The sequence below is a fragment of the Catellatospora aurea genome, from assembly GCF_042663325.1.
GTDB lineage: Bacteria > Actinomycetota > Actinomycetes > Mycobacteriales > Micromonosporaceae > Catellatospora > Catellatospora aurea.
On the sequence record NZ_JBHTAC010000014.1, the window covers coordinates 24117 to 48810 of the forward strand.

Consider the following 24694-nt stretch of genomic DNA (forward strand, 5'->3'; position numbering starts at 1 on the left):
GCCGTCGCCCTAGCGCAGGTCCTCCGGAAGCAGATCCATCAGCAGTCCGTCGTGCCAGGAGCCGTCGGGGCCGAGTTCGTACCGGCGCATCACGCCCACCGGCTGGAAGCCGACCTTGGCGTAGCAGGCGATGGCCGCGGTGTTGTCCGCGGCGGGGTCGATCACGAGCCGGTGGTGCCCCAGCTCGTGGATCAGGTGCCGGGACAGCGTGCGCACCGCGTCGGTGCCCAGGCCGCGCCCGTGCATCCCGGGGTCGAGGTAGAGGTCCATGCCCGCGTGCCGGTACATGGCGTCGGTCTCCTCGTGCCACTGGATCGCGCCGACGACCCGGCCCTCGTGCTCGATCGCCAGCAGTTCGAGATCGGGATCGGCCAGGTCGTCCTTGATCTCCGCAGCGAGGTCCTCGCCCTGCCACCGGACGCGGACCTCCGGCGTGGCCCGGATCGCGGCGAGGCCGTCCACGTCCTCCGGTCCGGCCGGCCGCAGCGTGACCCGCTCGCCGTGCAACGTCGTCATGCCGTCACCGTACGGCCCGGCCCGGCTCCCGGCCCGCCGATTACCCATGATCGACTCTGGACGCGACTCGCTAGGCTCGGGCGCATGCAGATGACATGCCCGAAATGCCACGGACAGATGCGGCAGTACGAGCGCAACGGCGTCACCGTCGACCAGTGCACCGATTGCCGCGGCATCTTCCTCGACCGCGGTGAGCTGGAGCGGCTGACCGCGGCCGAGAACGCCTGGCACGGCAGCCGGCAGCAGGCCGCCCCGCCGCCGCCCCCGCAGCAGCACGGCCACCACGACTCGTACGCCCGCCACGACCAGCACCGCTACGACGACCACGGCCACGGCCACAAGAAGCACAAGCACCAGGAGTCCTTCTTCGAGGACCTCTTCGGCTGACCGCCCGCTTTTTAATCGACGTTGGCCTATCACATCGAGTTCTCGCCGATCGGAGTCGAGGTGATAGGCCAACGTCGATGACGAGGCGGGTCAGCGGAGCACCGCGCCCGGAGCCGGGAGCACGGCGGCGGCCACGGCCGCGGCCAGCGGCTCCACCTCGTCTTCACGCAGCGTCGCGATCGTGATCCGGATCCCGGGCCCGGCGGCGGTGCGGAACACGTGCCCCGGCGCCACCGCGAACCCGGCGTCACGCAGCGCGGTCACCGCCCCCGTCTCGTCGGGCACGGGCACCCACACGTTGATCCCGGTCCGCCCGCTCGCCGCCACGCCCCGCCCGCGCAGCGCCGCGACCAGGGCGTCCCGGCGCTCGTCGTACACCCGCCCGGCCGCCGCCACCGCCCGCCGCGCCGCCGGGTCTTGCCACAACTCCAGCAGGGTCCGCTGGAGCAGCCCGGACACCCAGCCCGGCCCGAGCCGCAGCCGCCCCTCCACCCGCGACACCGTCTCCGGGTCCCCGGCGAGCACCGCGCAGCGCAGGTCGGGGCCGTACGGTTTGCTGGCGCTGCGCACGTAGGCCCAGTAGGCCCCACCGGCGACCGGGTGGGACGGCACCGCCGCGAGCTCTCCGGCGTGGTCGTCCTCGATCACGAACACGTCGCGCAGCAGCGGCCGCAGCAACGCGGCCCGCTCGGCGCTCACCGCGCCGCCGGTCGGGTTCTGCGCCCGCGTCGTGATCACCGCGGCGCGCGCGCCGGCCGCGACGGCCGCGCGGACCCCGTCCGGCAGCGGCCCGTCGTCGTCGACCGGCATGGACACCGGCACCAGACCGTGCGCGGCGATCAGGTGCAGCAGCGCGGCCCAGCCGGGATCCTCCACGGCCACCCTGTCGCCGGGCCGCAGCCGTGCGCCGAGCAGCCGGTCGATCCCGTCCAAAGCCCCGTTGACCAGGGTGTACGCCGCACCGTCCGGCAACCCCGTCAACCGCGTGCGGGCCTGTTCGAGCAGCTCGGGCAGCGGCCCGCCGTCGGCGTAGCGCAGCGCGGCCGCACCGGCGGCGAACGAGTCCGCCACGCGCCGCAGCACCGGGGCGAGTTCGGGCAGCAGGGCCGGGTTCGGCTCGCCGTCGGACAGGTCGCGCACGCCCTCGGGCACGGCGCGCGCCGCCCGGCCGGTCGCGATCGGGGTCACCGGGCGCACCCGGGTGCCGTGGCGGCCCGCGGTCACCACGATGCCCCGGTCACGCAGCCGCTGGTAGGCGGCGGAGACCGTGGCCGGGCTGATCGCCAGCTCCTCGGCCAGCGCGCGCACGCTGGGCAGCGCGTCTCCGGGCGCGAGCACGCCGCGGCGTACGCCCTCCTCGACGCAGGAGGCGATCGCCGTTGCCGTGCCCCCGGTGATCGGATATCGTACTGTCACAAAGCCAATAATGTACTAGTACATTATTCGAGTCAAGGAGGCGGGCGTGACCACCTACCCGCAGACCTCGCGCACCACCGCACTGCGGATGCGCGAGCGCATGTCCTACGAGCGCAGCGCCGCGCACGCGATCCTCGACGAAGCCTGGCACTGCACCCTCTCCTTCGTGCTCGACGGCGAGCCCCGGGCCCTGCCCACCCTGCACGTACGCGTCGACGACACGCTCTACCTGCACGGCTCCAGCGGCGGCCGGATGGGCCTGCAGGCGCGCTCCGGCCTGCGCGTGGCCGCCTGCGTCACCCACCTGGACGGCCTGGTGCTGGCCCGTTCGCAGTTCCACCACAGCGCCAACTACCGCTCGGTCATCGCGCACGGCACCGCCACCCTGGTCACCGACGAGCAGGAGAAGCTGCGCGTCTTCACCGCGCTGGCCGAGAAGATCGGCGAGGGCCACGCCGGCCGCACCCGTCCCCCGTCGGCCAAGGAACTCGCCCAGACGGCGCTGCTCGCGCTCCCGCTCGACGAGGTCTCCGTACGCGCCCGCACCGGCACCGCCGGCGACGACGACGAAGACCTGTCCCTGCCGTACTGGGCGGGCGTGCTGCCGCTGCGGGTCACCGCCGGCCCGGCCGAACCCGCGCCCGGCGTCACCGTGCCCGCCCCCGCCTACCTGCGCGCCGACCGCAGTCCCTGGCACGAGCCGGTGGTGCTGCGCGGCTCCGCGGTCACCCTGGAACCGCTGGACATGTCCCACGTCGACGGCCTGTACGCCGCCGCCGGCAACGACGAGGAAGTGTGGCGCTGGCTGTACAAACCCGCTCCGCGCAACCGTGAGGAGATGGCCGCCGTCGTCTCCGACGCGCTGGCCATGCAGGCCCGCGGCGACCGGGTCCCGTGGGTGCAGCGCGCCACCGCCACCGGGGAGATCCTCGGCACCACCTCGTACTACGCCATCGACACGGGGCAGCGCCAGCTCGGCATCGGCCACACCTTCCTGGGCCGCAAGGCCTGGCGCACCGGCGTCAACAACGAGTCCAAGCTGCTCCTGCTCGAACGCGCCTTCGACGTCCTCGGAGCCGAACGCGTCGAATGGCACACCCACCACAACAACCTGCGCTCCCAGGCCGCCATCGCCCGCCTCGGCGCCGTCCGCGAAGGCGTCCTCCGCCACCACCGCATGCACCACGACGGCCAGTGGCGCGACACCGTCACCTTCTCCATGCTCGCCGCCGACTGGCCCACCGCCCGGCTCCGGCTGGAAGGAAGGGCATCGTCGGCTCGCGTCAGCGAGACGAGCGACAGCTCCGCACATCGCTCCGCGTAGCGGAAGGGCACCTTCTTAACGGTGCACCCGTGGTGAGCTGCGAAGTTTGCTGAAGCCGCGATAAACGCTCCACCGGCCGGCGGGGGGCAGGAGTCGGCACCGGGCTCGGACGGTGACGTAGGGCACGTCCCGGTCGGCCTATCGGCCGAGGTCGCGGTCGGGTCGGGCACGAGAGGATGTAAGGCATGCTCGGCATTACGGACCTATCCACCTTCGTGCTCGGCACGATCGCCATCGTGCTGCTGCCCGGCCCGAACTCGCTGTACGTGCTCGCCGTCGCGGCCCGGCGCGGCGTACGCCAGGGCTACCGCGGCGCGATGGGCGTCTTCTGCGGCGACGGCGTGCTCATGCTGGTCTCCGCCGCGGGCATGGCCTCGCTGCTGCGCGCCGTGCCCGCGCTGTTCATGGTCGTCAAGTGCGCCGGCGCCGCGTACCTCGGCTTCGTCGGCGTGAAGATGCTGTACGGCGCGATCCGCGGCTGGCGGAACCGGGCGACGGGCCAGGCGGCCGCACCCGCCCCGGAGGTCGAGCCCAAAACCGAGAACGCGTTCCGCCGGGCGTTCACGATCAGCCTGATGAACCCGAAGGCGATCCTGTTCTTCGTCTCGTTCTTCATCCAGTTCGTCGACCCGGGGTACGCGTACCCCGCCGTGTCGTTCCTGCTGCTGGCGATCATCGTGCAGATCTGCAGCGCGCTCTACCTCAGCGCGCTCATCTTCAGCGGCAACCGGCTGGCCGCCGCGTTCCGCACCCGGCGCAGGCTGGCCGCGGCCGGCACCAGCGCCATCGGCGCCCTGTTCGTCGGCTTCGGCGTCAAACTCGCCACCTCGTCCCTGAGCTGACCCACCCCGCGCACCCCGACCGCGCACCCCGACCGCGCACTCCGACGGCACGCGGCCGCCACGGCCCGTACACCCAAAAAGACGTTGGCCTATCTCATCGGAAATTCGGCGATCGAATTCGATGAGATAGGCCAACGTCGATGAGAAACGCGGCGCCGACGTCCACAAAAAACGGCGGTCGGCTCAGGGCCGGTCGCGCGTCGGCGGGGCGGGCGGGGCTCAGGCGATGGCCGGCTCCGGGATCAGCAGGTCGTGGCGGCCGAGGTCGCGGATGATGTCGTTGACCACCCAGACGTCCACGTGCGCGGGGCGCGCGTGCGTGTGCGGGTGCCGGGCGTCGCGGTTGCGCACGACGAAGTAGTGCACGGCCGCGCGCACGCGGGCGCGGTCGACGGCGCTGGCGCGCACCGTGTCGCGGATCAGCTGGCGCAGGTGCGCCGCGATGCGCTCGGCCAGGGCCAGTTCGTGGCCGGAGTGCTGGGACTGGGACTGGCCCGCCTGCAGCCGGGCGAGGTGCCCGTCGAGCTGGCGCAGCAGGACGTCCGATTCGTGGCGGCTGTTCTTCCTGTCGACTGCCGGTGTGGTCTGTCGTTCGGTCATGCTCACCCTCCGCACACCGTGTTCGATGGACTACTCATCGTGAGCAAGACGGTACGTGATTCGGGCGCATCCGGGCAAGACTCCCAACGAAACCGTCTCATTGACTGGGCCTACCCGCGCGGGGCGTGTGGTTAACGCCTCACCTGCGGCATCACCCGGACGAGACCGCGAACGTGTGCCAGGCGATTGTCGGTGGCGGAGGGCAGGATGGTCGGTGATGAACACGCCCGCCGCCCTGTTCGGCCCTGCCACGCAGGCCTGGTTCGACGCGGCCTTCGCGGCCCCCACCCCGGCCCAGGCGGGTGCCTGGAAAGCCGTCAGCGCCGGTGACCACGCCCTGGTCGTGGCCCCTACCGGCTCGGGCAAGACCCTCGCGGCGTTCCTGTGGGCGCTGGACCGCCTGGCCCACGAGCCCCTGCCCGAGGACCCCACGCGGCGCTGCCGCGTGCTCTACGTCAGCCCGCTCAAGGCCCTGGCCGTGGACGTCGAGCGCAACCTGCGCACCCCGCTCACCGGCATCCGGCACGCCGCGGCCCGGCTCGGGCTCGCCGAACCGGACATCACGGTCGGCATGCGCACGGGCGACACACCCACGGAAGAACGCCGCACCTTCAACAGGCGGCCGCCGGACATCCTGATCACCACCCCCGAGTCGCTGTTCCTGCTGCTCACCTCGCAGGCGCGGGAGTCCCTGCGCGGCGTGGAGACGGTGATCGTCGACGAGGTGCACGCGGTCACCGGCACCAAACGCGGCGCGCACCTGGCGCTGTCCCTGGAGCGGCTGGACGCCTTGCTGCCCCAGCCGGCGCAGCGGATCGGCCTGTCGGCGACGGTCGAGCCGGTCGAGGCGGCGGCGCAGTTCCTGGGCGGGGCCGCGCCGGTGCACGTGGTGCAGCCGAAGTCCGCCAAGACCATCGAGGTCAGCGTCGAGGTGCCGGTCGAGGACATGACCGCGCTCGACGAGGGGCACGCCGACGACGAGGGCCCGCGCCGGGCCTCGATCTGGCCCGCCGTCGAGGAGCGGGTGTTCGAGCTGATCGGCGAGCACCGCAGCACCATCGTCTTCACCAACTCCCGCCGCGGCGCGGAGCGCCTCTGCGCCCGGCTCAACGAACTGGCGGCCGAGCGGCTGGTCACGGCGGTCCCGCCACCCGCGCAGATCATGGCCCAGTCCGGCGCGTCGTACGGGGCCGCGCCCCAGATCGCCCGCGCGCACCACGGCTCGGTGTCCAAGGAGGAGCGCAAGCAGATCGAGGAAGAGCTGAAGTCCGGGCGGCTGCCCGCCGTGGTCGCCACCTCCAGCCTCGAACTCGGCATCGACATGGGCGCGGTCGACCTGGTCGTGCAGGTCGGCGCGCCGCCCAGCGTGGCCGCCGGGCTGCAGCGGGTGGGTCGGGCCGGGCACCAGGTCGGCGCGGTCTCGCGCGGCGTGGTGTTCCCGACGCACCGCGGCGACCTGCTGTCCTGCGCCGTGGTCGCCGGCCGGATGACCGGCGGCAAGCTGGAGCCGCTGACCTTCCCGCACAGCCCGCTGGACGTGCTCGCCCAGCACATCGTGGCGATGACGGCCCTGGACGAGTGGACCGTCGCGGAGCTGGCGGCGCTGGTGCGCCGGGCCGCGCCGTTCGCCGCGCTGCCCGAGTCGGCGCTGCACGCGGTGCTGGACATGCTGGCCGGGCGCTACCCGTCGACGGCCTTCGCCGAGCTGCGCCCGCGCATCGTCTGGGACCGCGCCGCCGACCGGCTCACCGGCCGCCCCGGCAACCAGCGCCTGGCGGTCACCTCCGGCGGCACCATCCCCGACCGCGGCCTGTTCGGCGTGTTCCTGGCCGGGTCCGAGAAGGCATCGCGGGTCGGCGAGCTGGACGAGGAGATGGTGTACGAGTCTCGCGTCGGCGACGTGTTCGCGCTGGGCACCAGCTCCTGGCGCATCGAGGACATCACGCCCGACCGGGTGCTGGTCTCGCCCGCCCCGGGCCAACCGGCCCGGCTGCCGTTCTGGAAGGGCGACCAGGCCGGTCGCCCGGTCGCGCTCGGCAAGGCGCTGGGGGCCTTCCTGCGCAACCCGTCCGGCCTGGAGAACCTCGACCCGTCGGCCGTGGGCAACCTGACGGCATACCTGGAGGAGCAGCGGGCGGCGACCCGGCACCTGCCGGACGACCGGACAGTGCTGGTCGAGCGCTTCCGCGACGAGCTGGGCGACTGGCGCATCGTGCTGCACAACGTGCTCGGCGCACCGGTCAACGCACCGTGGGCGCTGGCCATCGGGCAGCGGCTGAGGGAACGCTACGGCGTCGACGCGCAGGTGCACGCCGCCGACGACGGCATCGTGATCCGCCTGCCGGAGACCGCCGAGGAGCCGCCGGGCGCGGACCTGTTCGCCTTCGACGCCGACGAGATCGAGCCGCTGGTCGCCGAGACGGTCGGCGGTTCGGCGCTGTTCGCGTCCCGGTTCCGCGAGTGCGCTGCCCGCTCGCTGCTGCTGCCGCGCCGGGACCCGGGCCGGCGGCAGCCGTTGTGGCAGCAGCGCCAGCGCGCCGCGCAGCTGCTCGACGTGGCGCGGGAGTACCCGGACTTCCCGGTGACCCTGGAGGCGGCCCGGGAGTGCCTGCGCGACGTGTTCGACCTGCCGTCGCTGTCGGCGATGATGCGCGACATCGCCTCGCGCAAGATCCGCATGGTCGAGGTGGCCACGCCGCAGCCGTCGCCGTTCGCCCGCTCGTTGCTGTTCGGCTACGTCGGCGCGTTCCTGTACGGCGAGGACACCCCGCTGGCCGAGCGCCGGGCGGCCGCGCTGTCGCTGGACCCGACGCTGCTCGGCGAGCTGCTGGGCCGGGTGGAGCTGCGCGAGCTGCTCGACCCGGCGGTCATCGAGGCGACCGCGCTGCGGCTGCGCTGGACCGACCGGCGGGTGCGCGACGCCGAGGACACCGTCGAGATGCTGCGCCAGCTCGGCGACCTGTCCCCGGAAGAGCTGAGCGAACGCGGCGTGGAGCCCGGCTGGCTCGACGAGCTGGCCCGCACCGGCCGGGTCCTGGCGGTCCGGGTGGCCGGGCAGGAGCGCTACATCATCGCCGAGGACGCCGGCCGCTACCGCGACGCCCTCGGCGTGGCCCTGCCGCCCGGCCTGCCCGCCGCGTACACCGCCGCGGTCGCCGACCCCCTGCTCGACCTGATCAGCCGGTACGCGCGCACCCACGGCCCGTTCCGGTCCGACGACTGCGCGATCCGGTTCGGGCTGGGCGTCGCGGTGGTCGAGCACACGCTGCGGCGGCTGTCCGCCTCGGGACGGCTGGTGCAGGGCGAGTTCACCGCGTCGTCGGACGGCGGGTTCATCGAGTGGTGCGACGCGGAGGTGCTGCGTACCCTGCGGCGACGCAGCCTGGCCGCACTGCGCAAGGAGATCGAGCCGGTGCCGCCGGAGGTGCTCGGGCGCTTCCTGCCCGCTTGGCAGCACATCGGGCGGCGCAGCGAGGGCATCGACGCGGTCGCCGCCGCCATCGACCAGATCCAGGGCGTGCCCGTGCCCGCCTCGGCCCTGGAACGCCTCGTGCTGCCCGCGCGGGTCGCCGACTACCGGCCCTCCTATCTGGACGAGCTGTGCGCCACCGGTGAGGTCGTCTGGGCCGGTGCGGGGCCGATCGGCGGCAACGACGGCTGGATCGTGCTGGCCTTCGCGGACGCCGCGCCGCTGCTGCTGCCCCCGCCCACCGAACTCGCCCAGACCGGGGTGCACGAGGCGCTGCTGGGCGCGCTCGGCGGAGGCGCGCTGTTCTTCCGGCAGCTCGCCGACCAGATCGAGGCCGAGCACGACGAGCTGCTGTCCGCGCTGTGGGACCTGGTCTGGGCCGGGCTGGTCGGCAACGACACGCTCGCCCCGGTGCGGGCGCGGCTGTCCGGCGGCGGCGCGCACCGGGCCAAGCCCACCCCCGGCCGGGCCCGCTACCGGCGGCCCAGCCTGACCGGGGGCCGCTCACTGGCCGCCGCACGGGGACCGGCGCACCTGCCCGCCGCGGCGGGCCGCTGGCACGCGCTCGGTGCGCGGGACACCGATCCGACCGCGCGGGCCGCGGCACTGGCCGACGCGCTGCTGGAACGTTACGGCGTGGTGATCCGGGGCGCGGTCGCCGCCGAGAACCAGCCCGGCGGTTTCGCCGCCGTGTACCCGGTGCTGGCCGCGCTGGAGGACCGGGGCGCGGCCCGGCGCGGTTACTTCGTCGAAGGGCTGGGCGCGGCCCAGTTCGCGCTGCCCGGAGCGGTGGACCGGCTGCGCTCGTACGCCGACACCCGCGACGGGACACCCCGCGCCCTCGTGCTGGCCGCCACCGACCCCGCCAACCCGTACGGCGCCGCCCTGCCCTGGCCGCACACCACCGAAGGCCACCGCCCCGGCCGCAAAGCGGGCGCACTGGTCGTCCTGGTCTCCGGCGCGCTCGCCCTGTACGTCGAGCGCGGCGGACGCACCCTGCTGTCCTTCAGCGACGACGAGGCCGTCATGGCCGCCGCGGCGGCGTCGCTCACCGAGGCGGTGACCAGCGGGGCGCTCGGGCCGCTGACCGTGGAACGGGCCGACGGCGAATCCGTCACCGGCAGCCCGCTGGGCGCGGCGCTGGAGGCGGCCGGGTTCCGGATCACTCCCCGTGGGCTGCGGTTACGTGGCTGAGGGCGGTCCCTGACCCGGCCATCAGGGAAAGACCGGGGAAACCCGTGTCGGATTCGCGCTGGCGGGTCGCGGCGCGCCGGTGGCATGCTGCGGTTCATGACCACTGCCGCCGCCCCCGCGCGCCGTGACACCTATGTGGACTTCCTCCGGGCGTTGAGCCTGATCGTGGTCGTGGTCTGGCATTGGGCGTTCACGATCCTCGACTGGCGCGCCGACGGCCCGCACGCCACCAGCCCGCTCGGCTTCACCCGCGGCCTGTGGCTGGCGACCTGGCTGTTCCAGGTCATGCCGCTGTTCTTCTTCATCGGTGGCTTCGTGCACATCCGCAGCTGGGAGCGGGCGCAGGCACGCGGGGTCAGCATGGGCGCGTTCGTCTGGCGGCGCATCCGCCAGTTGCTCATCCCGGCCGGCATCGTGCTGCTGCTGTGGATCGCGGTGGGCGGCCTGATCGGCAGCTACTTCAACCTCACCGGCGTCGGCCGGGCGGTGAAGCTGGTGGTCAGCCCGCTGTGGTTCCTCGGCGTGTACCTGATGCTCATCGCCCTGCTGCCGCTCGGCCTGTGGCTGCACAAGAAGGTCGGCGTGCTGGCCCTCGTGTGGCTGGCCGGTGCGGCGATGGTGGTCGACGTGGCGCGCTTCGGCAAGGGCCTGGAGGACATCGGCTGGCTCAACATGGTGCTGGTGTGGGGCCTGGCCCACCAGGCCGGCTTCTTCTACCAGAACGTGGTCGACTCACCCCGCCGCAACGACTGGGCCCTGCTCTGGGCGGGGCTGTTCGGCCTGGTGGGACTCGTCGGATCGGGGCTGTATCCGGGCTCCATGGTCGGCGTGCCGGGTGAGCGCTTCTCGAACATGGCCCCGCCCACCTTCGTCATCGTGGCGCTGCTGCTGTTCCAGATCGGATTCGCCGAGCTGCTGCGACCCCGGATGCAGATCCTGCTGGAACGTCCGCGCTGGAAACGCCTCAACGAGCTGATCAACGAGTTCTCGCTGCCGCTCTACCTGGTGCACACCACCGGCATGGCGCTGTTCCTGTTCCTGACCTGGCTGTGGCTGCGCTATGACATGGACAAGCCCGCCGACGTGGACCTGGGCTGGTGGCTGACCCGCCCGCTGGCCATCATCGGGCCGCTGATCTGCACGATCCCCGTGCTGCTGCTGTTCCGGAAGATCCAGCGCCGGGGCGCGGCGAGTGCCGCGGCCGCGACGCCACCGGCCGTGCCCGCGCAGCGCGAAGCCGAGCAGCCGGCCGTCGACGCCGCGGCGCAGGAGGAGATCGGCTCGCCGCGGCGGCCATAGTGGACAATGGCCCGGATCGGTCTACCTTCTTAGGCATGCCCGGATACGACTACATCTCGTTCACGACCGACTACGGTCTGTCGGACGGTTTCGTCGCGGCCTGCCACGGCACGATCGCGCGCACCGCGCCGGCCGCCCGCGTCATCGACGTGACGCACCTGATCGCGCCCGGCGACGTGACCCGCGGGGCGGCGGTGCTGGCCCAGACCGTGCCGTACCTGCCCGACGCCGTGCATCTCGCGGTCGTCGACCCCGGGGTCGGCACCCCGCGCCGCGCGGTGGTCGTGCAGACTCCCCGCGGCCTGCTCGTGGGCCCCGACAACGGGTTGCTGATCTGGGCCGCCCAGGCGCTCGGCGGTCCGTCCGCGGCGTACGAACTGGCCAGCGAGGACTGGTTCGCCCCCAACGTGTCGCGGACATTCCACGGCCGCGACGTGTTCTCCCCGGTGGCGGCCCGGCTGGCGCGCGGCGCGGACCCCGCCGACGCCGGCCCGCCGGTCGCGCCGGACGACCTTGTCGTGCTGCCCGAGCCGGTGGTGGCCTGGGGGGACGGCTGGCTGGAGGCCGAGGTGCTGACCGTGGACCGCTTCGGCAACGTGCAGCTCGCCGCCCCCGGCTCAGCTCTGGAACAGCTCCCTGACCGGCTCACCGTCGGCGGCTGCCGGGCGATCCGCGGCACCACGTTCACCGACGCCCCGTCCGGCGGCCTGGTCGTCTTCGCCGACTCCGCCGACCGCGTCGCCATCGCCGTCAACGGCGGCCGCGCCGTGGTCATGCTCGCCGTAACCCCCGGCGACCTCCTCCGCATCTCCTGACCACTTCTTGTCGTCGATCATGAACTTATGGCACGGCTCGACGGCGTGTCCCTGCCATAACTTCATGATCGACCACAGCGGCCGGACCACGCACAGCCGTCGACCGCCCGGTAGGCGCGGACCGGCGCACTGCCACCTAGGGCAGACGCGTGCCGACAAGCCGCTATGCACCTCTCGGCACGCCGCCCCACCACCGGCACCCGGAGTGCAAATCTTGTCATTGACAAGTTATCGCGTGAGTGGAAATCTTGGCGACGTCAAGATGCATGATGAGTGCCACTAGATGCGGGAGGTATGGGCGATGTCGGAGACCGTCGGACTGGGGTTGGTGCGCCAGATGTGGCAGGTGCTGGAGCCGGTGCACGCGGCGATCTACTACTCGCCCCAGGCGAACGAGGAGGCCGCGGCCCTGGGCTACGACACCGGCAGCCGCTGGCCGAGCTACTTCGCGTGGCGCACGGCGCCGCTCGGTGCGGCCGGGCCCGAGTTGGTGACCGCGATCTACTACAGCTTCAGCCCGGCCATGATCCGCGATTACGTCCCTGCGATCTGGAATACCGCCGCCCCGGAAACCGTGCTGGTCTCACGGCTGCGGGCGGTGGACCGTACGCTGCGCGGGCTGCTGCCCGATGCCATCGGCACGCCGGAACTGGCCGAAGCCGCCGCGCTGGCCCGGCGCGCCGCCGAGGCCGCCGTCACCGCGGGACGCCCACTGGCCGCCGCGAACGCCGACCTGGCCTGGCCCGACGAACCGCACCTGGTGCTGTGGCAGGCCGCCACGGTGCTGCGCGAGCACCGCGGCGACGGTCACCTCGCGGCATTGCTCGCGGCCGGGCTGGACCCGTGCGAGGCCCTGGTCTCGTTCGCGGCGATCGGCGCGGCACCCGTCGAGGTCTTCGCGAGCCGGGGCTGGACCCCGCAGGAGTGGCAGGCCGCCCAGGCCCGGTTGGCCGCCCGGGGCTGGATCGACACGGACGGGCAGGCCACCGAGGTGGGCACGGCCGGTCGCGCCGAGATCGAGCGGCTCACCGACGAACTCGCCGCCGGACCGTGGCGGGCCCTCGGCACGGCGGGCGCTGGCAGACTCGCCCAGCTGGTCGGGCCGTCAGCGGTCGCGCTGGCTCGCTCGGGAATCTTCCCCCGACAGAGCACGCTCGGCCTCGGCGCACGGCCCTGAACACGCTGAAGCGGCATGGGCCGACATCTCGGCACGAGCATCCGGCAGCCGGGCGTGCCGGTCCTCGGCACACGACGACGGCAAGCGGAACCGGCTGACCCGGCCGGCGGCGAGCCGAGCCGAGGTCCGCGTCAGACGCCGACGACCTCGCGGCCGCGCGCGTTGCCGGCGTTGCCCGGCCGCATGTTGCGAGTCGTCCGCAGCGTGGTGCGCAGCGCATTGTCCCGCCGGACCGTGACCGAGACCTGGCCGTCGGTGGCCACCTCGGTACGCGGCCGGTGGGCCAGCTCGGGCACCGGCTGGTCACCGCGCGGCGTGAGCACGCCCTCGACCTGCTCGGCGACGGCCATGGTGTCGCTGACTTCGCGCAGGACCTCGGACAGGCGCGCGCCCAGCGCGTCGCAGATCGAGGTCAGCAGCTCGCTGGACGCCTCCTTCTGCCCCCGCTCGATCTCGGACAGGTATCCGAGACTCACGTTGGCAGCGGTGGATACCTCACGCAGGGTGCGGTGCTGCCCCTGCCGGCGGGCACGGAGGGCATCACCGATCACTCGACGCAGAAGCACCATGTTCGCACCCCCTGTACTGTTCCCCGTCACGACGCTCGGCTGATATGCGCTCAGCCGCCGGTTGTCACCGACGGCTGAGAAGAACCGTACTCTCTTCATGCCAGTTCGACACCCCGCCCCGCCGGGGCAGGTTCCGAAGACTATCGGCGGCCGACGCCACTTTCATACACACTACGACAGTCCGGCCAAACCCCGCTCAGGTCACGAAGAGATCACGTCTTACGGATCGATGACGGCCGCGCGGAGCAGGCCCAGCGCCGCCGCCACCGCGGAGTCCCGGACGTGCTGCCGCTCACCCTCCACGTGCAGCTCGCTGACCTGGGACTGACCGTCCGGACCGGCCAGCGCGACGTACACCGTCCCGGCCGGCACCCCGTCCTGCGGGCCCGGTCCGGCGACCCCGGTGGTAGCCAGGCCCCAGTCCGCCGCGCAGCGCTCGCGAGCTCCCCGGGCCAGCGCCAGCGCCACGTCCGGGTCGACCGGACCTCGCTGCGCCAGCAGCGCCGCGTCCACCCCGGCCAGGCTGTGCTTGAGGTCGGTGGCGTACACCACCAGGCCGCCGCGCAGCACCTTGCTCACCCCCGGCACGGTGACCAGGGTCGCGGTGAGCAGCCCGCCGGTCAGCGACTCCGCCGCCGCGACGGTCTGCCCCCGCGCGGCCAGCACGCCGACCAGTCCAGGAACGTCGATCACGAGGTAGGTTCCGGCACCGTATGCGTCGCAGTCCGCGCCACGGGCAGCTGACCGGCGGATCCCCTCGCCGCGGCCGCGTCGGCTTCGTGCGCTGCTGCCACGTCGGATTCCTGGGCGGTCCGCCGCCGGGCGACCCACTCCTCGTGCGCGGCCACCGCGCCGGGCCACAACTCGTCAAGGTCGCCGCCGGTCAGACCGAAGAGTTCAGCGAGCGCCTCCCGCCAGCGTTCCCGGGTGGCCAGCCGCTCCTCGCGCCGCCCGGCTGCGTCGATGGTGAGCAGCGTGCAGCCGCGCAGGATGTCGACCCCTGCGGCGGTCCGGCGCTGAGCCGTGAGGAATCGGGTGAACGGCGACGCGGCCGAGGTCGACAGATGCTCGTGCGCGGCGGCGAAATCCCCGAGCCCGGCTGGGGCGGCGACGATGTCGCAGGCCGCGAAGGAGCCGGCCGGGTCGTGGAGCAGCCGCCAGCCGGCTTCCGGCCGTGGCGAGGCGGTCAGGGCGTACGCGAAAGGGCCCTGCACGTGCTCTCCGGCAACCAGCGGCAGCGGGTCGAACAGCGCGTCCCCGAGCCCCGCGTCGGCCAGCCACCGCCCGTCCGGGCTCGCCGGGTCCGGCAGGTCGTGCACGAGCAGGGCGAGGTGGTTCAGCGCGGGGTCGACCTCGTCGAGGGCGGCCACCACATAGGCACGGTGCAGGGTGACGGTGAAGTCCAGCGCGCGCAGCAGCTCGGCGAACGCCGTGTTCAGGTGGAAGCAGTAGCCGCCCACGCCGCCCGTGACCCGGCGCAGCGCCTCGTCTGCGGTGACCGCGCCCGGCCGGCCCAGCATGATCTCCTGGTTCGTGTACGGCACCCGGGCCACCTGGGCCCGGTGCAGTTCCCGCAGGTACGCCGCCGAGGGCGCCCGGCGGGGCACCCCGAGCAGGCTCAGGTAGGCCTCGATCACGGGGCCGGGCGGAGCGCGCCGCGCCGCAGGCGGATCGCCGCCACCACGTAATCGATGCCCGTGACCACGGTCACCAGCAGCGCCGCGCCCATCAGCCACGGACCGACCGCCGACCACGGGGCCGGGAACGGCCACAGGTACCAGGCGATCGCCGCGATCTGCAGCACGGTCTTGAGCTTGCCGCCGCGGCTGGCCGCGATCACCCCGTACCGGATGACCCAGAAGCGCAGCAGCGTGATGCCCCACTCGCGGACCAGGATCACCAGGGTGACCCACCACGGGAGCAGGTCGTACCAGCTCAGCAGGACCAGCGCGGAGCCGGTCAGGGCCTTGTCCGCGATCGGGTCGGCGACCTTGCCGAACGAGGTGACCAGCTCGAAGCGCCGAGCGATCCAGCCGTCGACGTAGTCGGTGAACGACGCGACGCCGAAGGTGATCGCGGCCGCGATCCGCCAGCGGTTGTCGGTCATCCCAGAAACGATCACCAGTGCCACGAAGACCGGCACCAGCACGATGCGCACGACCGTGAGGACGTTGGCGGCGTTGAGCAGCGGTGGCACCCGGCGTGAACGTTCCTGCACGGCAGACACGCTAACCAGCCACCACGGCCAGCGCAGGCCGACCGGCGGGAGCCGCGTCGATCATTTCCACCGGCACGGCCACCAGGTCCACGCCCTCGGTCCCGGTCACCCGGGCCCGCACCAGGTCACCGGCGTGCAGCGCGCCGAGGTCGACGCCGCCCTCCCCCGCGACCAGCGTGGTCGAGCCGTCGACCTCGGGCGCCTGGTGCGCGGCGCGGCCCTCGACCATCTTCCCGTCGGTGGTGTCCACGAGCACGTCCACCAGGGTGCCCAGCCGCTCCTCGGCCCGCTGCCCGCACAGCTCCTCGACCAGGCTCAGCATCCGGTCGTACCGGCCGCGGATCGTCTTCGCGCCGACCTTGCCGTCCATCGTCGCGGCCTCGGTGCCGTCCTCGTCGCTGTAGTCGAACACGCCGATCGCGTCGAGTCGCGCCTCGCTGACGAAGCGCACCAGCTCCTCGTAGTCGGCGCGGGTCTCGCCCGGGAAGCCGACGATGAAGTTGCTGCGCGCGCCCGCCTCCGGGGCGAGCTTGCGGGCGCTGTCCAGCAGCTCCAGGAAACGCTCGGTGGAGCCGAAACGGCGCATCCGGCGCAGCACCGGCTCGGACGAGTGCTGAAACGACAGGTCGAAGTACGGCGCGACGCCCGGCGTGGTGGCGATCGCCTCGACCAGGCCGGGCCGGGTCTCGGCGGGCTGCAGGTAGCTCACCCGGACCCGGACCAGTCCCTTGATCGCGGCGAGCTGCGGCAGGAGCTTCTCCAGCGCCCGCGGGTCGCCCAGGTCCTTGCCGTACGACGTCGAGTTCTCGCTGACCAGCACCAGCTCACGGACACCCGTGCCGGCCAGCCACTCGGCCTCGGCGAGCAGCTCGTCGGGGGTGCGGCTGACGAACGAGCCGCGGAACGCCGGGATGGCGCAGAACGAGCAGCGGCGGTCGCAGCCGCTGGCCAGCTTCAGCGAGGCGACCGGGCTGCTGTCGAGCCGGTGCCGCAGCACGGGCCGCAGGTGCGCCGGGGTGTGCTCGTCGTTGGTGAACGCGGCGTGGCCGGGCACGATCACGCCGGTCTCGCGGCGCTTGGCCGGAGCGATCGGCAGCAGCTCGCGGCGGTCGCGCGGGGTGTGCGCGTCGTGGTGCTCCCCGCGCAGCACCGAGCCGAGCGCGGCGGAGATCGACGGGTAGTCGTCGAAACCGAGCACCGCGTCGGCCTCGGGCAGGCTCTTGGCCAGCTCGTTGCCGTACCGCTCGGCCATGCAGCCCGCGGCGACGACCTTCGCGCCGGTGTCGGCGGCGGCCAGCAGCGTGTCGATCGAGTCCTGCTTGGCCTTCTCGACGAAGCCGCAGGTGTTGACGAGGACCACGTCCGCGCCCTCGCCGTCGGTGCTGACCTGCCAGCCGTCGGCCGCCAGGCGGGCGGCCAGCTCTTCGGAGTCGACCTCGTTGCGGGCGCAGCCCAGGGTCAGCAGCGCGACCCGCCGCCCGTTCTCGGGCACGGAAAGATCATGGGAAGAGTTGACTGGCACTCGACCAGGCTACCGGCCCCCCGCGACAAACCGCCTACCGCCTTCCATGTAAGGAAGGGCACCTTCTTATCGCTATCGGTGGTAAAAGGTGCCCTTCTTAACTCGTCAGGGCTACCCTTGGCGGCGGCCGCGCCCTCCGGCGCCTGCCCCGGACGAGTGCCTGCCGTACCCGGAACGACAAGACGGCGCGCAGAAGACACGATCATGAATCATGACGTCCTGCAGATCCTGGGCGCGCTGACCGTGCTGGCCGGATACGTGGCCGCGCAGCTCGGCTGGACCACACCCCGCTCAGTCGGCTACCTGACCGCGAACATCCTCGGCGCGGGCGCGCTCGCCTGGCTCGCCTGGACCAGCCGGGACTGGGGATTCCTCCTACTGGAGGGCGTATGGTCCGCCGTCAGCGCGTTCGCCCTGATCACGATCCTCCGCGCCCGCCGCGCCCCGGACCCCACCCCGTCCTGAAGATCAGGGCTGCCCCGTCCCCGACGCGGTGATCATGAACTTGTGGCACGGACACGCCGGTGAGCCGTGCCACAAGTTCATGATCACGCAGCGAGGGTGGGGGTCAGTCGTCGTCGACGCCGAGGGCGGCGAGGACTTCGGCCAGCTCGTCTGGCTTGATCAGGACCTCGCGGGCCTTGGAGCCCTCGGACGGGCCGACGATGCCGCGGGTCTCCATCAGGTCCATCAGGCGGCCCGCCTTGGCGAAGCCGACGCGCAGTTTGCGCTGCAGCATGCTGGTCGAGCCGAGCTGGGACACCACGACCAGCTCGATCGCCTGGATCAGCAGCGTCAGGTCGTCGCCGATCTCCTCGTCGATCTTCTTCTTGGTGTCCTGCACCGGGGCGAGCACCTCGGGCCGGAACTCCGGCTCGCGCTGGCGCTTGCAGAACGCAACGATGTCGTTCATCTCGTTCTCGCTGACCCAGGAGCCCTGGATACGCTGCGGCTTGCTCGCGCCCATGGGCAGGAACAGCGCGTCGCCGCGGCCGATCAGCTTCTCCGCGCCGGGCTGGTCGAGGATGACCCGGGAGTCGGCCAGCGAGCTGGTCGCGAACGCGAGCCGGGACGGCACGTTCGCCTTGATCAGGCCGGTCACCACGTCCACCGACGGGCGCTGGGTGGCCAGCACCAGGTGGATGCCGGCGGCGCGGGCCAGCTGGGTGATGCGCACGATCGAGTCCTCGACGTCGCGCGGTGCGACCATCATCAGGTCGGCCAGCTCGTCGACGACCACCAGCAGGTACGGGTACGGCTTGAGCACCCGCTCGGAGCCCGGCGGCGGCTTGATCTGCCCCGCCCGGAGCTTGCGGTTGTAGTCGTCGATGTGACGCACCCCGGCGGCCGCGAGGTCGTCGTAGCGCATGTCCATCTCGCGCACGACCCATTCGAGGGCGTCAGCGGCCTTCTTCGGGTTCGTCACGATCGGGGTCACCAGGTGCGGGATGCCCTCGTAGTTGGTCATCTCGACACGCTTGGGGTCGATCAGCAGCAGCCGCACCTGGTCCGGCGTGGCCCGCACCAGGATCGACACCAGCAGCGAGTTGAGGCAGGACGACTTGCCCGCGCCGGTCGCCCCGGCGATGAGGATGTGCGGCATCTTGGCGAGGTTGGCCACCACGTAACCGCCCTCGATGTCCTTGCCGAGCGCGACCACCATCGGGTGCTGCTCCGAGGTCGCCACCCGGGAGCGCAGCACGTCGCCGAGCGCCACGTCCTCGCGGTCGGTGTTGGGGATCTCCACGCCGACCGCGCTCTTGCCCGGGATCGGGCTGAGGATGCGCACGTCGGGGCTCTTCACCGCGTACGCGATATTGCGCGACAGGGCGGTGATGCGCTCCACCTTCACGCCGAGCCCGAGCTCGACCTCGTAGCGGGTGACCGTCGGCCCGCGGGTGAATCCGGTGACCGCGGCATCCACGTCGAACTGGTCGAACACGTGCGCGAGCGCGGCGATGACCTCGTCGTTGGCCTTGGACCGGGTCTTGGCGGCCTCGCCGGGCTTGAGCAGGCTGGCCGGCGGGAGGGTGTAGTCGCCGCCGAGGCTGGGCAGCATCATCTGCTCGGTCTTGGTGGGCGGCGGCGTGTGCTGGGGCGGGTCGGGCTTGCGCCGCTTGGCCGGCCGCTCGATGGCGACGGTCTCCTGCTCGGCGAGGTGCCGCTCGTACGCCGCGTCGTCGAAGTCGTCGTCGGGGTCCGGCGGCTGGAACGCCGCGGGCGGGGTGAGCCGCTTGCGGCGACGCGGTGCGGGCACCTCCTGCTCGTCGTCGACGTCTTCGTCGGAGCGCTCGGGGGTGGCCACGCCGAGCAGGCTGTCGCGCAGGTTCGCGAGCCGCTCCGGGATCTTGTTGACCGGCGTCGCCGTGATCACCAGTACGCCGAAGGTCAGCAGCAGGATGAAGAGCAGGACCGCGACGAAGCTCGACAGCACACCGGCGAGCCCGCCGCCGACCAGTTTGCCGAGCAGCCCGCCGCTCTGCTCCATCTGCTGGACCTCGACCGGGGCGAACGCGATGTGCAGCAGTGCGGTCGAGGCGAGAGTGAGCGCCGTCCAGCCGACGATGCCCCGGCCGCGCTGGGCGGGGTCGGGATCGGAGCGCATCACCCGTACGCCGCACACGAACAGCAGCAGGGGCAGCGCGGCGGCGGTGGCGCCGATGAAGAAGCGGGTGGTGTCGGCCAGCCAGGCGCCGAACGTGCCGCCGCTGCCCTGGGCCGAGCCCCAGACGGCGACGCCGAACAGGATGGACAGGGCGATCAGCAGCAGGCCGAGCCCGTCGCGGCGGTGCTCGGGGTCGAGGTCGCGGGCCTTGGCCGCCTGCGAGCCGACGGCGCGCACCATCCAGCCGAGACCGTGCGCGATCGCCATCCAGATGCCGCCGATCAGGCGGCCGAACAGCGCGGCCGGGTTGATCGTGGCCCGGGTCCGGCGGCGCACCGCGGGCCGCCGCGCCGGGGCACGCCGGGCGGGCGTCCGTCCCGTCTGTCGGGTACGCGCGGACGCGGCCTTCGTCGGCGTGGCAGCTCGACGACGGCTCGATGAGGAAGTACCGCCCGCCATGTCCCACACCGTAACCCCTCCACGTTGATCATGAACTTATGGAACGGTTCGACGGCGTGTCGCTACCCTAAGCTCATGATCAACGTGGAGGGGTCCACGGCGGACAGTGGGGATCAGACCTCCAGGACGGAGGGGACGATCATCGGGCGGCGCCGGTAGGCCTCGTTGACCCAGCGGCCGACGACACGGCGCACGATCTGCTGGAGCTGGTGGGCGTCGGTCACGCCGTCCAGCGCCGCGCGGTCGAGGGCCTCGGTGACCAGCGGCAGCGCCGGGTCGAACGCGGTCGGATCCTCGGAGAAGCCCTTCGCCGACAGCAGCGGGCCGCCGACGACCTTGCCGGTGACCGAGTCGACGACCACGGTGACGGCGATGAAGCCGCCGTCGCCCAGGACCCGGCGCTCGGTCAGCAGGCTCTCGCCGACGTCGCCGATGGCCAGACCGTCCACATAGACGTACCGGCTCTTGACGTGGCCCACCAGCTTGGCGTGGCCCTCGACGAGGTCGACGACGTCGCCGTCCTCGCACAGCACCACCCGCGAGGGGTCCACCCCGGAGTCGACGCCGAGCTGCGCGTGCGCCCGCAGGTGCCGCCACTCGCCGTGCACCGGCATCAGGTTGCTCGGCTTCACGACGTTGAGCAGGTAGAGCAGCTCGCCCGCGGGGGCGTGGCCGCTGACGTGGACCTTGGCCACGTCCTTGTGGATGACGTTCGCGCCGAGCCGGGCCAGTTGGTTGATCACCCGGTACACGCTGGTCTCGTTGCCGGGGACCAGCGAGCTGGCCAGCACCACGGTGTCGTTGGGGCCGACCGTGATGTGGCGGTGGTCGCCGGTGGCCATCCGGCCCAGCGCGCTCATCGGCTCGCCCTGCGAACCGGTCGACATCAGCACGATCTCGTTCGGCGGCAGGCTCGCCGCCTCCTCCATGTTCACCACCAGGCCGGCCTTGACCTTCAGCAGGCCCAGATCGCGGGCGATGCCCATGTTGCGGACCATGGACCGGCCGATCAGGGCGACCTTGCGGCCGTGCTCCTCGGCGGCGTCGAACACCTGCTGCACGCGGTGCACGTGCGAGGCGAACGAGGCCACGATGATGCGGCCGGTCGCCTTGCCGAAGATCGAACCGAGCACGGGGCCGATCTGCTTCTCCGGCGAGACGAAGCCGGGGATCTCCGCGTTGGTGGAGTCCGACAGCAGCAGGTCGACGCCCTCCGCGCCGAGCCGGGCGAAGCCGGCCAGGTCGGTGATGCGACCGTCCAGCGGCAGCTGGTCCATCTTGAAGTCGCCGGTGTGCAGCACCAGGCCGGCCTCGGTGCGGATGGCGACCGCCAGCGCGTCCGGGATCGAGTGGTTGACCGCGAAGAACTCCAGCTCGAACGGGCCGAGCCGCTCCCGCTGCCCCTCGGCGACGGTCAGCGTGTACGGCGTGATGCGCCGCTCGGCGAGCTTCGCCTCGATCAGCGCCAGCGTGAACTGTGAGCCGACCAGCGGGATGTCGTTCTTGTGGGCGAGCAGGTACGGCACGGCGCCGATGTGGTCCTCGTGGCCGTGCGTCAGCACGATGGCCTGGACGTCGCCGAGGCGGTCCAGGATCGGCGCGAAGTCCGGCAGGATCAGGTCCACGCCGGGCTGGTCGGCGGTGTCCGGGAACAGCACGCCGCAGTCGACGATCAGCAGCTTGCCGCCGAACTCGAACACGGTCATGTTGCGGCCGATGGCCCCCAGCCCGCCCAGCGGGATGATCCGCAGGCCGCCCTCGGGCAGCGGCGGCGGCGCGCCCAGATTGGCGCTACGCCCGGTCTCCAGTTGCGGCGAGGTCAATGAACATCACTCCTTATGTTCTCCGGCGCGGGTGCCGCCGTTTCAGGGCTGCGGCACGCGGCGCGCCGTTCGTGCTGGGGCTTCGCGCCCCGGTGGCGTCTAGAGCGGCAGGCCGGCGTCCGCGCAGTCGATGCGCAGCTGCGCCAGCTCGGCCTCGGTCGCGTCGACCAGTGGCGGACGGACCGGCCCGGCGGGCAGGCCGCGGGCGTTGAGGCCCGCCTTGACCAGGATGGTTCCCTGGGTGCGGAAGATTCCGGTGTACAGCGGGAGCAGCGCCTGGTGCAGGCGACGCGCCTGCGCGACGTCTCCGCGCTCGTACGCCTCGATCAGGTCTTTCGTGCCGACCCCGGTGAAGTGGGTCGAGGTGCCGACCACGCCGACGCCGCCGATCGACAGCAGCGGGAGGGTGGCCGCGTCGTCGCCGCTGTAGTAGGCGAACTCGGCGCGGTGCATGACCCAGGACGCGGCGGCGAGGTCGCCCTTGGCGTCCTTGACGCCCACGATGCGCGGGTGCCCGGCCAGGGTGACCATGGTGTCGGTGGAGATCGCGACGCCGGTGCGGTGCGGGATGTCGTACAGCAGGACCGGCACGTCGACCGCGTCGGCAACGGTGGTGAAGTGCTTGACCAGGCCCGCCTGCGGCGGCTTGTTGTAGTACGGCGAGACGACTAGCAGGCCGTGCGCGCCCGCCTTCTCGGCCGAGCGGGCCAGCTCGACGGTGTGGTGGGTGCTGAAGGTGCCGACCCCGGCAACGACCTGGGCCCGGTCGCCGACCGCCTCGACGACGGCCCGGATCACGGCGTCCTTCTCCGCGTCGGTCGTGGTCGGCGACTCACCGGTGGTGCCGTTGACGACCAACGCGTCGTTGCGCTGCTCGTCGACGAGGTACGCCGCGAGCCGCGCGGCACCGTCGACGTCGACGGACCCGTCGGCTGCGAAGGGCGTCACCATCGCGGTGAGCAGGCGGCCGAACGGCCGTTGAGCGTTGTTCGTCATGCACACAACCTAGCGGAATACGACGGGGGCCATCGTGGCCCTCAGGACTCCCAGGTGTAGACGCTGGAGGCGATCTCCGAGCCGTCCGGCAGGGCGCTGATCGAGAAGTCACCGAACACGCTCGGTGCGAGTTTCTGCAGCTCGCGGAGGGTGGCGATGGCCAGCCCGCGGATCTCCACGTCGGCGTGCTCGGTCGCCCGCATGGCGATGAAGTGCCGCCACGCGCGGTAGTTGCCGGTGACCACGATCCGGGTCTCGGTGGCGTTCGGGAGCACCGCGCGGGCCGCCTGACGGGCCTGCTTGCGCCGCAGAGTGGCGTTCGGCACGTCCGCGAAGGTGGCCTCCAGACCCTCCAGGAGCTCGTTGTACGCCCGCACCGCGGCCTCACTGGCCTCGACGAACTTCTTGTGCAGCTCCGGGTTGGCCGCGATCACCTCGGGCTCGACCATGGCCGCGTCGCGCTCCGGGACGTAGCGCTGGGACAGCTGGGAGTACGAGAAGTGCCGGTGCCGGATCAGTTCGTGCGTGAAAGAACGTGAGACGCCCGTGAAGTAGAACGTCGCGGTGCCGTGCTCCAGCACCGACAGATGGCCGACCTCGAGGATGTGGCGCAGGTAACCCTCGTTGGTCGCGGTCGCCGGGTTCGGCTTGGACCAGGACTGGTAGCAGGCCCGGCCGGCGAACTCCGCCAGCGCCTGGCCGCCCTCGGCATCGGTGTCCCACGGCACGTCGGCCGGGGCCTGGAAGTTCGTCCAGGCGATCAGCTGCACGGAGGGCTTCACCATCTCAGTCACACGCGCCAGCTTAGCGTTTCGCGGCCGCCGACCCGCTGGCGGGATATGGCCGCCATTGTCCGTAAGGCGATAGCGGTCAGCCGCCTCTCTGCTGCGACATCAGGACGGCGTCGCACTGACACCAGACTGACACTTGCATGACGTCACAACTGACGTCATAGTGATGTCATGGACCTGTCCCCGTACCTCGAGTCGCTGCGGCGGGATCTCGCCGCCGCGGCCGCACCCGCCGGCGACGACGTCGCCCGCACCGCCGAACTGCTGACCCTCGCCCTCGACGCGTCGGCCCGGCTCTGCCTCATCGAGGTGCTGGCCGACGCGAGCGCCGAGATCACCACCAAGCTCGACGGCCCGACCGTCGAGGTGCGCATCCGGGGGCGGGAAGCCGACCTGGTCGTCACCACGCTCGCCGCCCCGGCGCACGAGACGCCCCCCGCCGCGCCCGACCCCCTGCTCATTGAGGGCGGCGACCAGGCCCGGCTCACCCTGCGCCTGCCCGAGCAGCTCAAGGAGGCGGCCGAGCGGGCCGCCGCGGCCGAGGGCATCTCGGTCAACTCCTGGCTCGTGCGCGCCACCGCGAACGCGCTGCGCCCGGTCACCCCACCGCCCACCTCCCACCTCGGCCGCCGGGTCACCGGCTGGGCCCAGGCCTGATCCCCAGGAGCCGAC

The 24694-nt window shown here is 72.4% G+C and carries 21 protein-coding genes and 1 riboswitch; of the genes, 9 read left to right on the forward strand and 12 right to left on the reverse strand.

The genetic code is table 11. The features are described from left to right. Positions 1-9 precede the first annotated feature (9 nt). Positions 10-516, reverse strand: coding sequence for a GNAT family N-acetyltransferase (locus tag ACFQO7_RS15880; RefSeq protein WP_376807052.1), 507 nt, complete (start codon positions 514-516; stop codon positions 10-12). An 84-nt stretch (positions 517-600) separates the two neighbouring features. Here ACFQO7_RS15880 and ACFQO7_RS15885 point away from each other — a divergent pair, with 84 nt between their 5' ends. Beyond that, positions 601-903, forward strand: a complete 303-nt coding sequence (locus ACFQO7_RS15885) for a TFIIB-type zinc ribbon-containing protein (protein WP_376807053.1) — start codon at positions 601-603, stop codon at positions 901-903. Between the two features lie 90 nt (positions 904-993). Here the strand turns inward: ACFQO7_RS15885 and ACFQO7_RS15890 are convergent, their stop codons facing one another. After that, entirely contained in the window at positions 994-2319 is a 1326-nt protein-coding gene (locus ACFQO7_RS15890) for an aminotransferase class I/II-fold pyridoxal phosphate-dependent enzyme (RefSeq protein ID WP_376807054.1), read from the reverse strand. A gap of 88 nt (positions 2320-2407) precedes the next feature. On the opposite strand from ACFQO7_RS15890, the gene ACFQO7_RS15895 reads away from it, so the two are divergent. After that, on the forward strand, positions 2408-3643 hold the full coding sequence (locus tag ACFQO7_RS15895; RefSeq protein WP_376807159.1) for a bifunctional pyridoxamine 5'-phosphate oxidase family protein/GNAT family N-acetyltransferase: 1236 nt from the start codon (positions 2408-2410) through the stop codon (positions 3641-3643). Between the two features lie 185 nt (positions 3644-3828). Further along, complete coding sequence (gene leuE / locus ACFQO7_RS15900; protein ID WP_376807055.1) at positions 3829-4485, forward strand: leucine efflux protein LeuE; 657 nt, start codon at positions 3829-3831, stop codon at positions 4483-4485. A 219-nt stretch (positions 4486-4704) separates the two neighbouring features. Here the strand turns inward: leuE and ACFQO7_RS15905 are convergent, their stop codons facing one another. After that, positions 4705-5085 (reverse strand): hypothetical protein, encoded by a 381-nt coding sequence (locus tag ACFQO7_RS15905; protein ID WP_360530099.1) that lies wholly within the window; start codon positions 5083-5085, stop codon positions 4705-4707. 217 nt (positions 5086-5302) lie between these two features. Here ACFQO7_RS15905 and ACFQO7_RS15910 point away from each other — a divergent pair, with 217 nt between their 5' ends. From ACFQO7_RS15910 to ACFQO7_RS15925, 4 genes are all read left to right on the forward strand, one after another. After that, entirely contained in the window at positions 5303-9748 is a 4446-nt protein-coding gene (locus tag ACFQO7_RS15910) for an ATP-dependent helicase (RefSeq protein ID WP_376807056.1), read from the forward strand. Positions 9749-9844: 96 nt separating this feature from the next. Next, complete coding sequence (locus tag ACFQO7_RS15915; protein ID WP_376807057.1) at positions 9845-11047, forward strand: acyltransferase family protein; 1203 nt, start codon at positions 9845-9847, stop codon at positions 11045-11047. 35 nt (positions 11048-11082) lie between these two features. Further along, entirely contained in the window at positions 11083-11862 is a 780-nt protein-coding gene (locus tag ACFQO7_RS15920; protein ID WP_376807058.1) for an SAM hydrolase/SAM-dependent halogenase family protein, read from the forward strand. A gap of 301 nt (positions 11863-12163) precedes the next feature. Continuing rightward, a complete protein-coding gene (locus ACFQO7_RS15925) occupies positions 12164-13039 on the forward strand; it encodes an SCO6745 family protein (protein WP_376807059.1) in 876 nt (291 codons plus the stop codon). A gap of 131 nt (positions 13040-13170) precedes the next feature. Here ACFQO7_RS15925 and ACFQO7_RS15930 read toward each other — a convergent pair whose 3' ends face one another. The 5 genes from ACFQO7_RS15930 to rimO all read right to left on the reverse strand — a co-directional run bounded on the left by ACFQO7_RS15930 (position 13171) and on the right by rimO (position 17318). Then, the gene (locus ACFQO7_RS15930) at positions 13171-13608 is read right to left on the reverse strand and encodes a helix-turn-helix domain-containing protein (RefSeq protein WP_376807060.1); all 438 of its coding nucleotides are present in this window, start codon (positions 13606-13608) and stop codon (positions 13171-13173) included. A 219-nt stretch (positions 13609-13827) separates the two neighbouring features. Then, complete coding sequence (locus tag ACFQO7_RS15935; RefSeq protein WP_376807061.1) at positions 13828-14301, reverse strand: CinA family protein; 474 nt, start codon at positions 14299-14301, stop codon at positions 13828-13830. Next, positions 14298-15245, reverse strand: a complete 948-nt coding sequence (locus ACFQO7_RS15940; RefSeq protein ID WP_376807062.1) for an arylamine N-acetyltransferase family protein — start codon at positions 15243-15245, stop codon at positions 14298-14300. Before ACFQO7_RS15940 ends, ACFQO7_RS15935 begins: the two co-directional genes overlap by 4 nt. Continuing rightward, positions 15242-15826: a CDP-diacylglycerol--glycerol-3-phosphate 3-phosphatidyltransferase gene (gene pgsA, locus ACFQO7_RS15945; RefSeq protein ID WP_360530122.1), complete on the reverse strand. Its 585-nt coding sequence runs from the start codon at positions 15824-15826 to the stop codon at positions 15242-15244. The genes ACFQO7_RS15940 and pgsA overlap by 4 nt, the downstream gene beginning before the upstream one ends. A gap of 10 nt (positions 15827-15836) precedes the next feature. Next, entirely contained in the window at positions 15837-17318 is a 1482-nt protein-coding gene (gene rimO / locus ACFQO7_RS15950) for a 30S ribosomal protein S12 methylthiotransferase RimO (RefSeq protein ID WP_376807063.1), read from the reverse strand. A 154-nt stretch (positions 17319-17472) separates the two neighbouring features. Continuing rightward, positions 17473-17540: riboswitch (guanidine-III (ykkC-III) riboswitch) on the forward strand. 12 nt (positions 17541-17552) lie between these two features. Here rimO and ACFQO7_RS15955 point away from each other — a divergent pair. Then, positions 17553-17813 carry a CBU_0592 family membrane protein gene (locus tag ACFQO7_RS15955; protein WP_376807064.1) on the forward strand — a complete coding sequence of 87 codons (261 nt, stop codon included), beginning with the start codon at positions 17553-17555 and terminating at the stop codon, positions 17811-17813. 103 nt (positions 17814-17916) lie between these two features. Here ACFQO7_RS15955 and ACFQO7_RS15960 read toward each other — a convergent pair whose 3' ends face one another. The 4 genes from ACFQO7_RS15960 to thyX all read right to left on the reverse strand — a co-directional run bounded on the left by ACFQO7_RS15960 (position 17917) and on the right by thyX (position 24016). Beyond that, a complete protein-coding gene (locus tag ACFQO7_RS15960) occupies positions 17917-20412 on the reverse strand; it encodes an FtsK/SpoIIIE family DNA translocase (RefSeq protein ID WP_376807065.1) in 2496 nt (831 codons plus the stop codon). 113 nt (positions 20413-20525) lie between these two features. After that, a complete protein-coding gene (locus tag ACFQO7_RS15965; RefSeq protein WP_275412067.1) occupies positions 20526-22196 on the reverse strand; it encodes a ribonuclease J in 1671 nt (556 codons plus the stop codon). Between the two features lie 138 nt (positions 22197-22334). Beyond that, the gene (gene dapA / locus ACFQO7_RS15970; RefSeq protein WP_376807066.1) at positions 22335-23231 is read right to left on the reverse strand and encodes a 4-hydroxy-tetrahydrodipicolinate synthase; all 897 of its coding nucleotides are present in this window, start codon (positions 23229-23231) and stop codon (positions 22335-22337) included. A gap of 41 nt (positions 23232-23272) precedes the next feature. After that, the gene (thyX, locus tag ACFQO7_RS15975; RefSeq protein WP_376807160.1) at positions 23273-24016 is read right to left on the reverse strand and encodes an FAD-dependent thymidylate synthase; all 744 of its coding nucleotides are present in this window, start codon (positions 24014-24016) and stop codon (positions 23273-23275) included. A gap of 177 nt (positions 24017-24193) precedes the next feature. Between thyX and ACFQO7_RS15980 the strand changes: the two genes are divergently transcribed. Beyond that, positions 24194-24679 (forward strand): toxin-antitoxin system HicB family antitoxin, encoded by a 486-nt coding sequence (locus tag ACFQO7_RS15980; RefSeq protein WP_376807067.1) that lies wholly within the window; start codon positions 24194-24196, stop codon positions 24677-24679. Positions 24680-24694 lie beyond the last annotated feature (15 nt).

What these genes read in the sequence shown, in the direction of transcription:
- ACFQO7_RS15980 (WP_376807067.1), top strand. Translation starts at nt 24,194, where the DNA reads ATGGACCTGTCCCCGTACCTCGAGTCGCTGCGGCGGGATCTCGCCGCC.
- ACFQO7_RS15930 (WP_376807060.1), bottom strand. Translation starts at nt 13,608, where the DNA reads ATGGTGCTTCTGCGTCGAGTGATCGGTGATGCCCTCCGTGCCCGCCGG.
- ACFQO7_RS15960 (WP_376807065.1), bottom strand. Translation starts at nt 20,412, where the DNA reads ATGGCGGGCGGTACTTCCTCATCGAGCCGTCGTCGAGCTGCCACGCCG.
- thyX (WP_376807160.1), bottom strand. Translation starts at nt 24,016, where the DNA reads ATGGTGAAGCCCTCCGTGCAGCTGATCGCCTGGACGAACTTCCAGGCC.
- dapA (WP_376807066.1), bottom strand. Translation starts at nt 23,231, where the DNA reads ATGACGAACAACGCTCAACGGCCGTTCGGCCGCCTGCTCACCGCGATG.
- ACFQO7_RS15895 (WP_376807159.1), top strand. Translation starts at nt 2,408, where the DNA reads ATGCGCGAGCGCATGTCCTACGAGCGCAGCGCCGCGCACGCGATCCTC.
- ACFQO7_RS15955 (WP_376807064.1), top strand. Translation starts at nt 17,553, where the DNA reads ATGAATCATGACGTCCTGCAGATCCTGGGCGCGCTGACCGTGCTGGCC.
- ACFQO7_RS15915 (WP_376807057.1), top strand. Translation starts at nt 9,845, where the DNA reads ATGACCACTGCCGCCGCCCCCGCGCGCCGTGACACCTATGTGGACTTC.
- ACFQO7_RS15885 (WP_376807053.1), top strand. Translation starts at nt 601, where the DNA reads ATGCAGATGACATGCCCGAAATGCCACGGACAGATGCGGCAGTACGAG.
- ACFQO7_RS15905 (WP_360530099.1), bottom strand. Translation starts at nt 5,085, where the DNA reads ATGACCGAACGACAGACCACACCGGCAGTCGACAGGAAGAACAGCCGC.
- ACFQO7_RS15880 (WP_376807052.1), bottom strand. Translation starts at nt 516, where the DNA reads ATGACGACGTTGCACGGCGAGCGGGTCACGCTGCGGCCGGCCGGACCG.
- leuE (WP_376807055.1), top strand. Translation starts at nt 3,829, where the DNA reads ATGCTCGGCATTACGGACCTATCCACCTTCGTGCTCGGCACGATCGCC.
- ACFQO7_RS15910 (WP_376807056.1), top strand. Translation starts at nt 5,303, where the DNA reads ATGAACACGCCCGCCGCCCTGTTCGGCCCTGCCACGCAGGCCTGGTTC.
- ACFQO7_RS15925 (WP_376807059.1), top strand. Translation starts at nt 12,164, where the DNA reads ATGTCGGAGACCGTCGGACTGGGGTTGGTGCGCCAGATGTGGCAGGTG.
- ACFQO7_RS15920 (WP_376807058.1), top strand. Translation starts at nt 11,083, where the DNA reads ATGCCCGGATACGACTACATCTCGTTCACGACCGACTACGGTCTGTCG.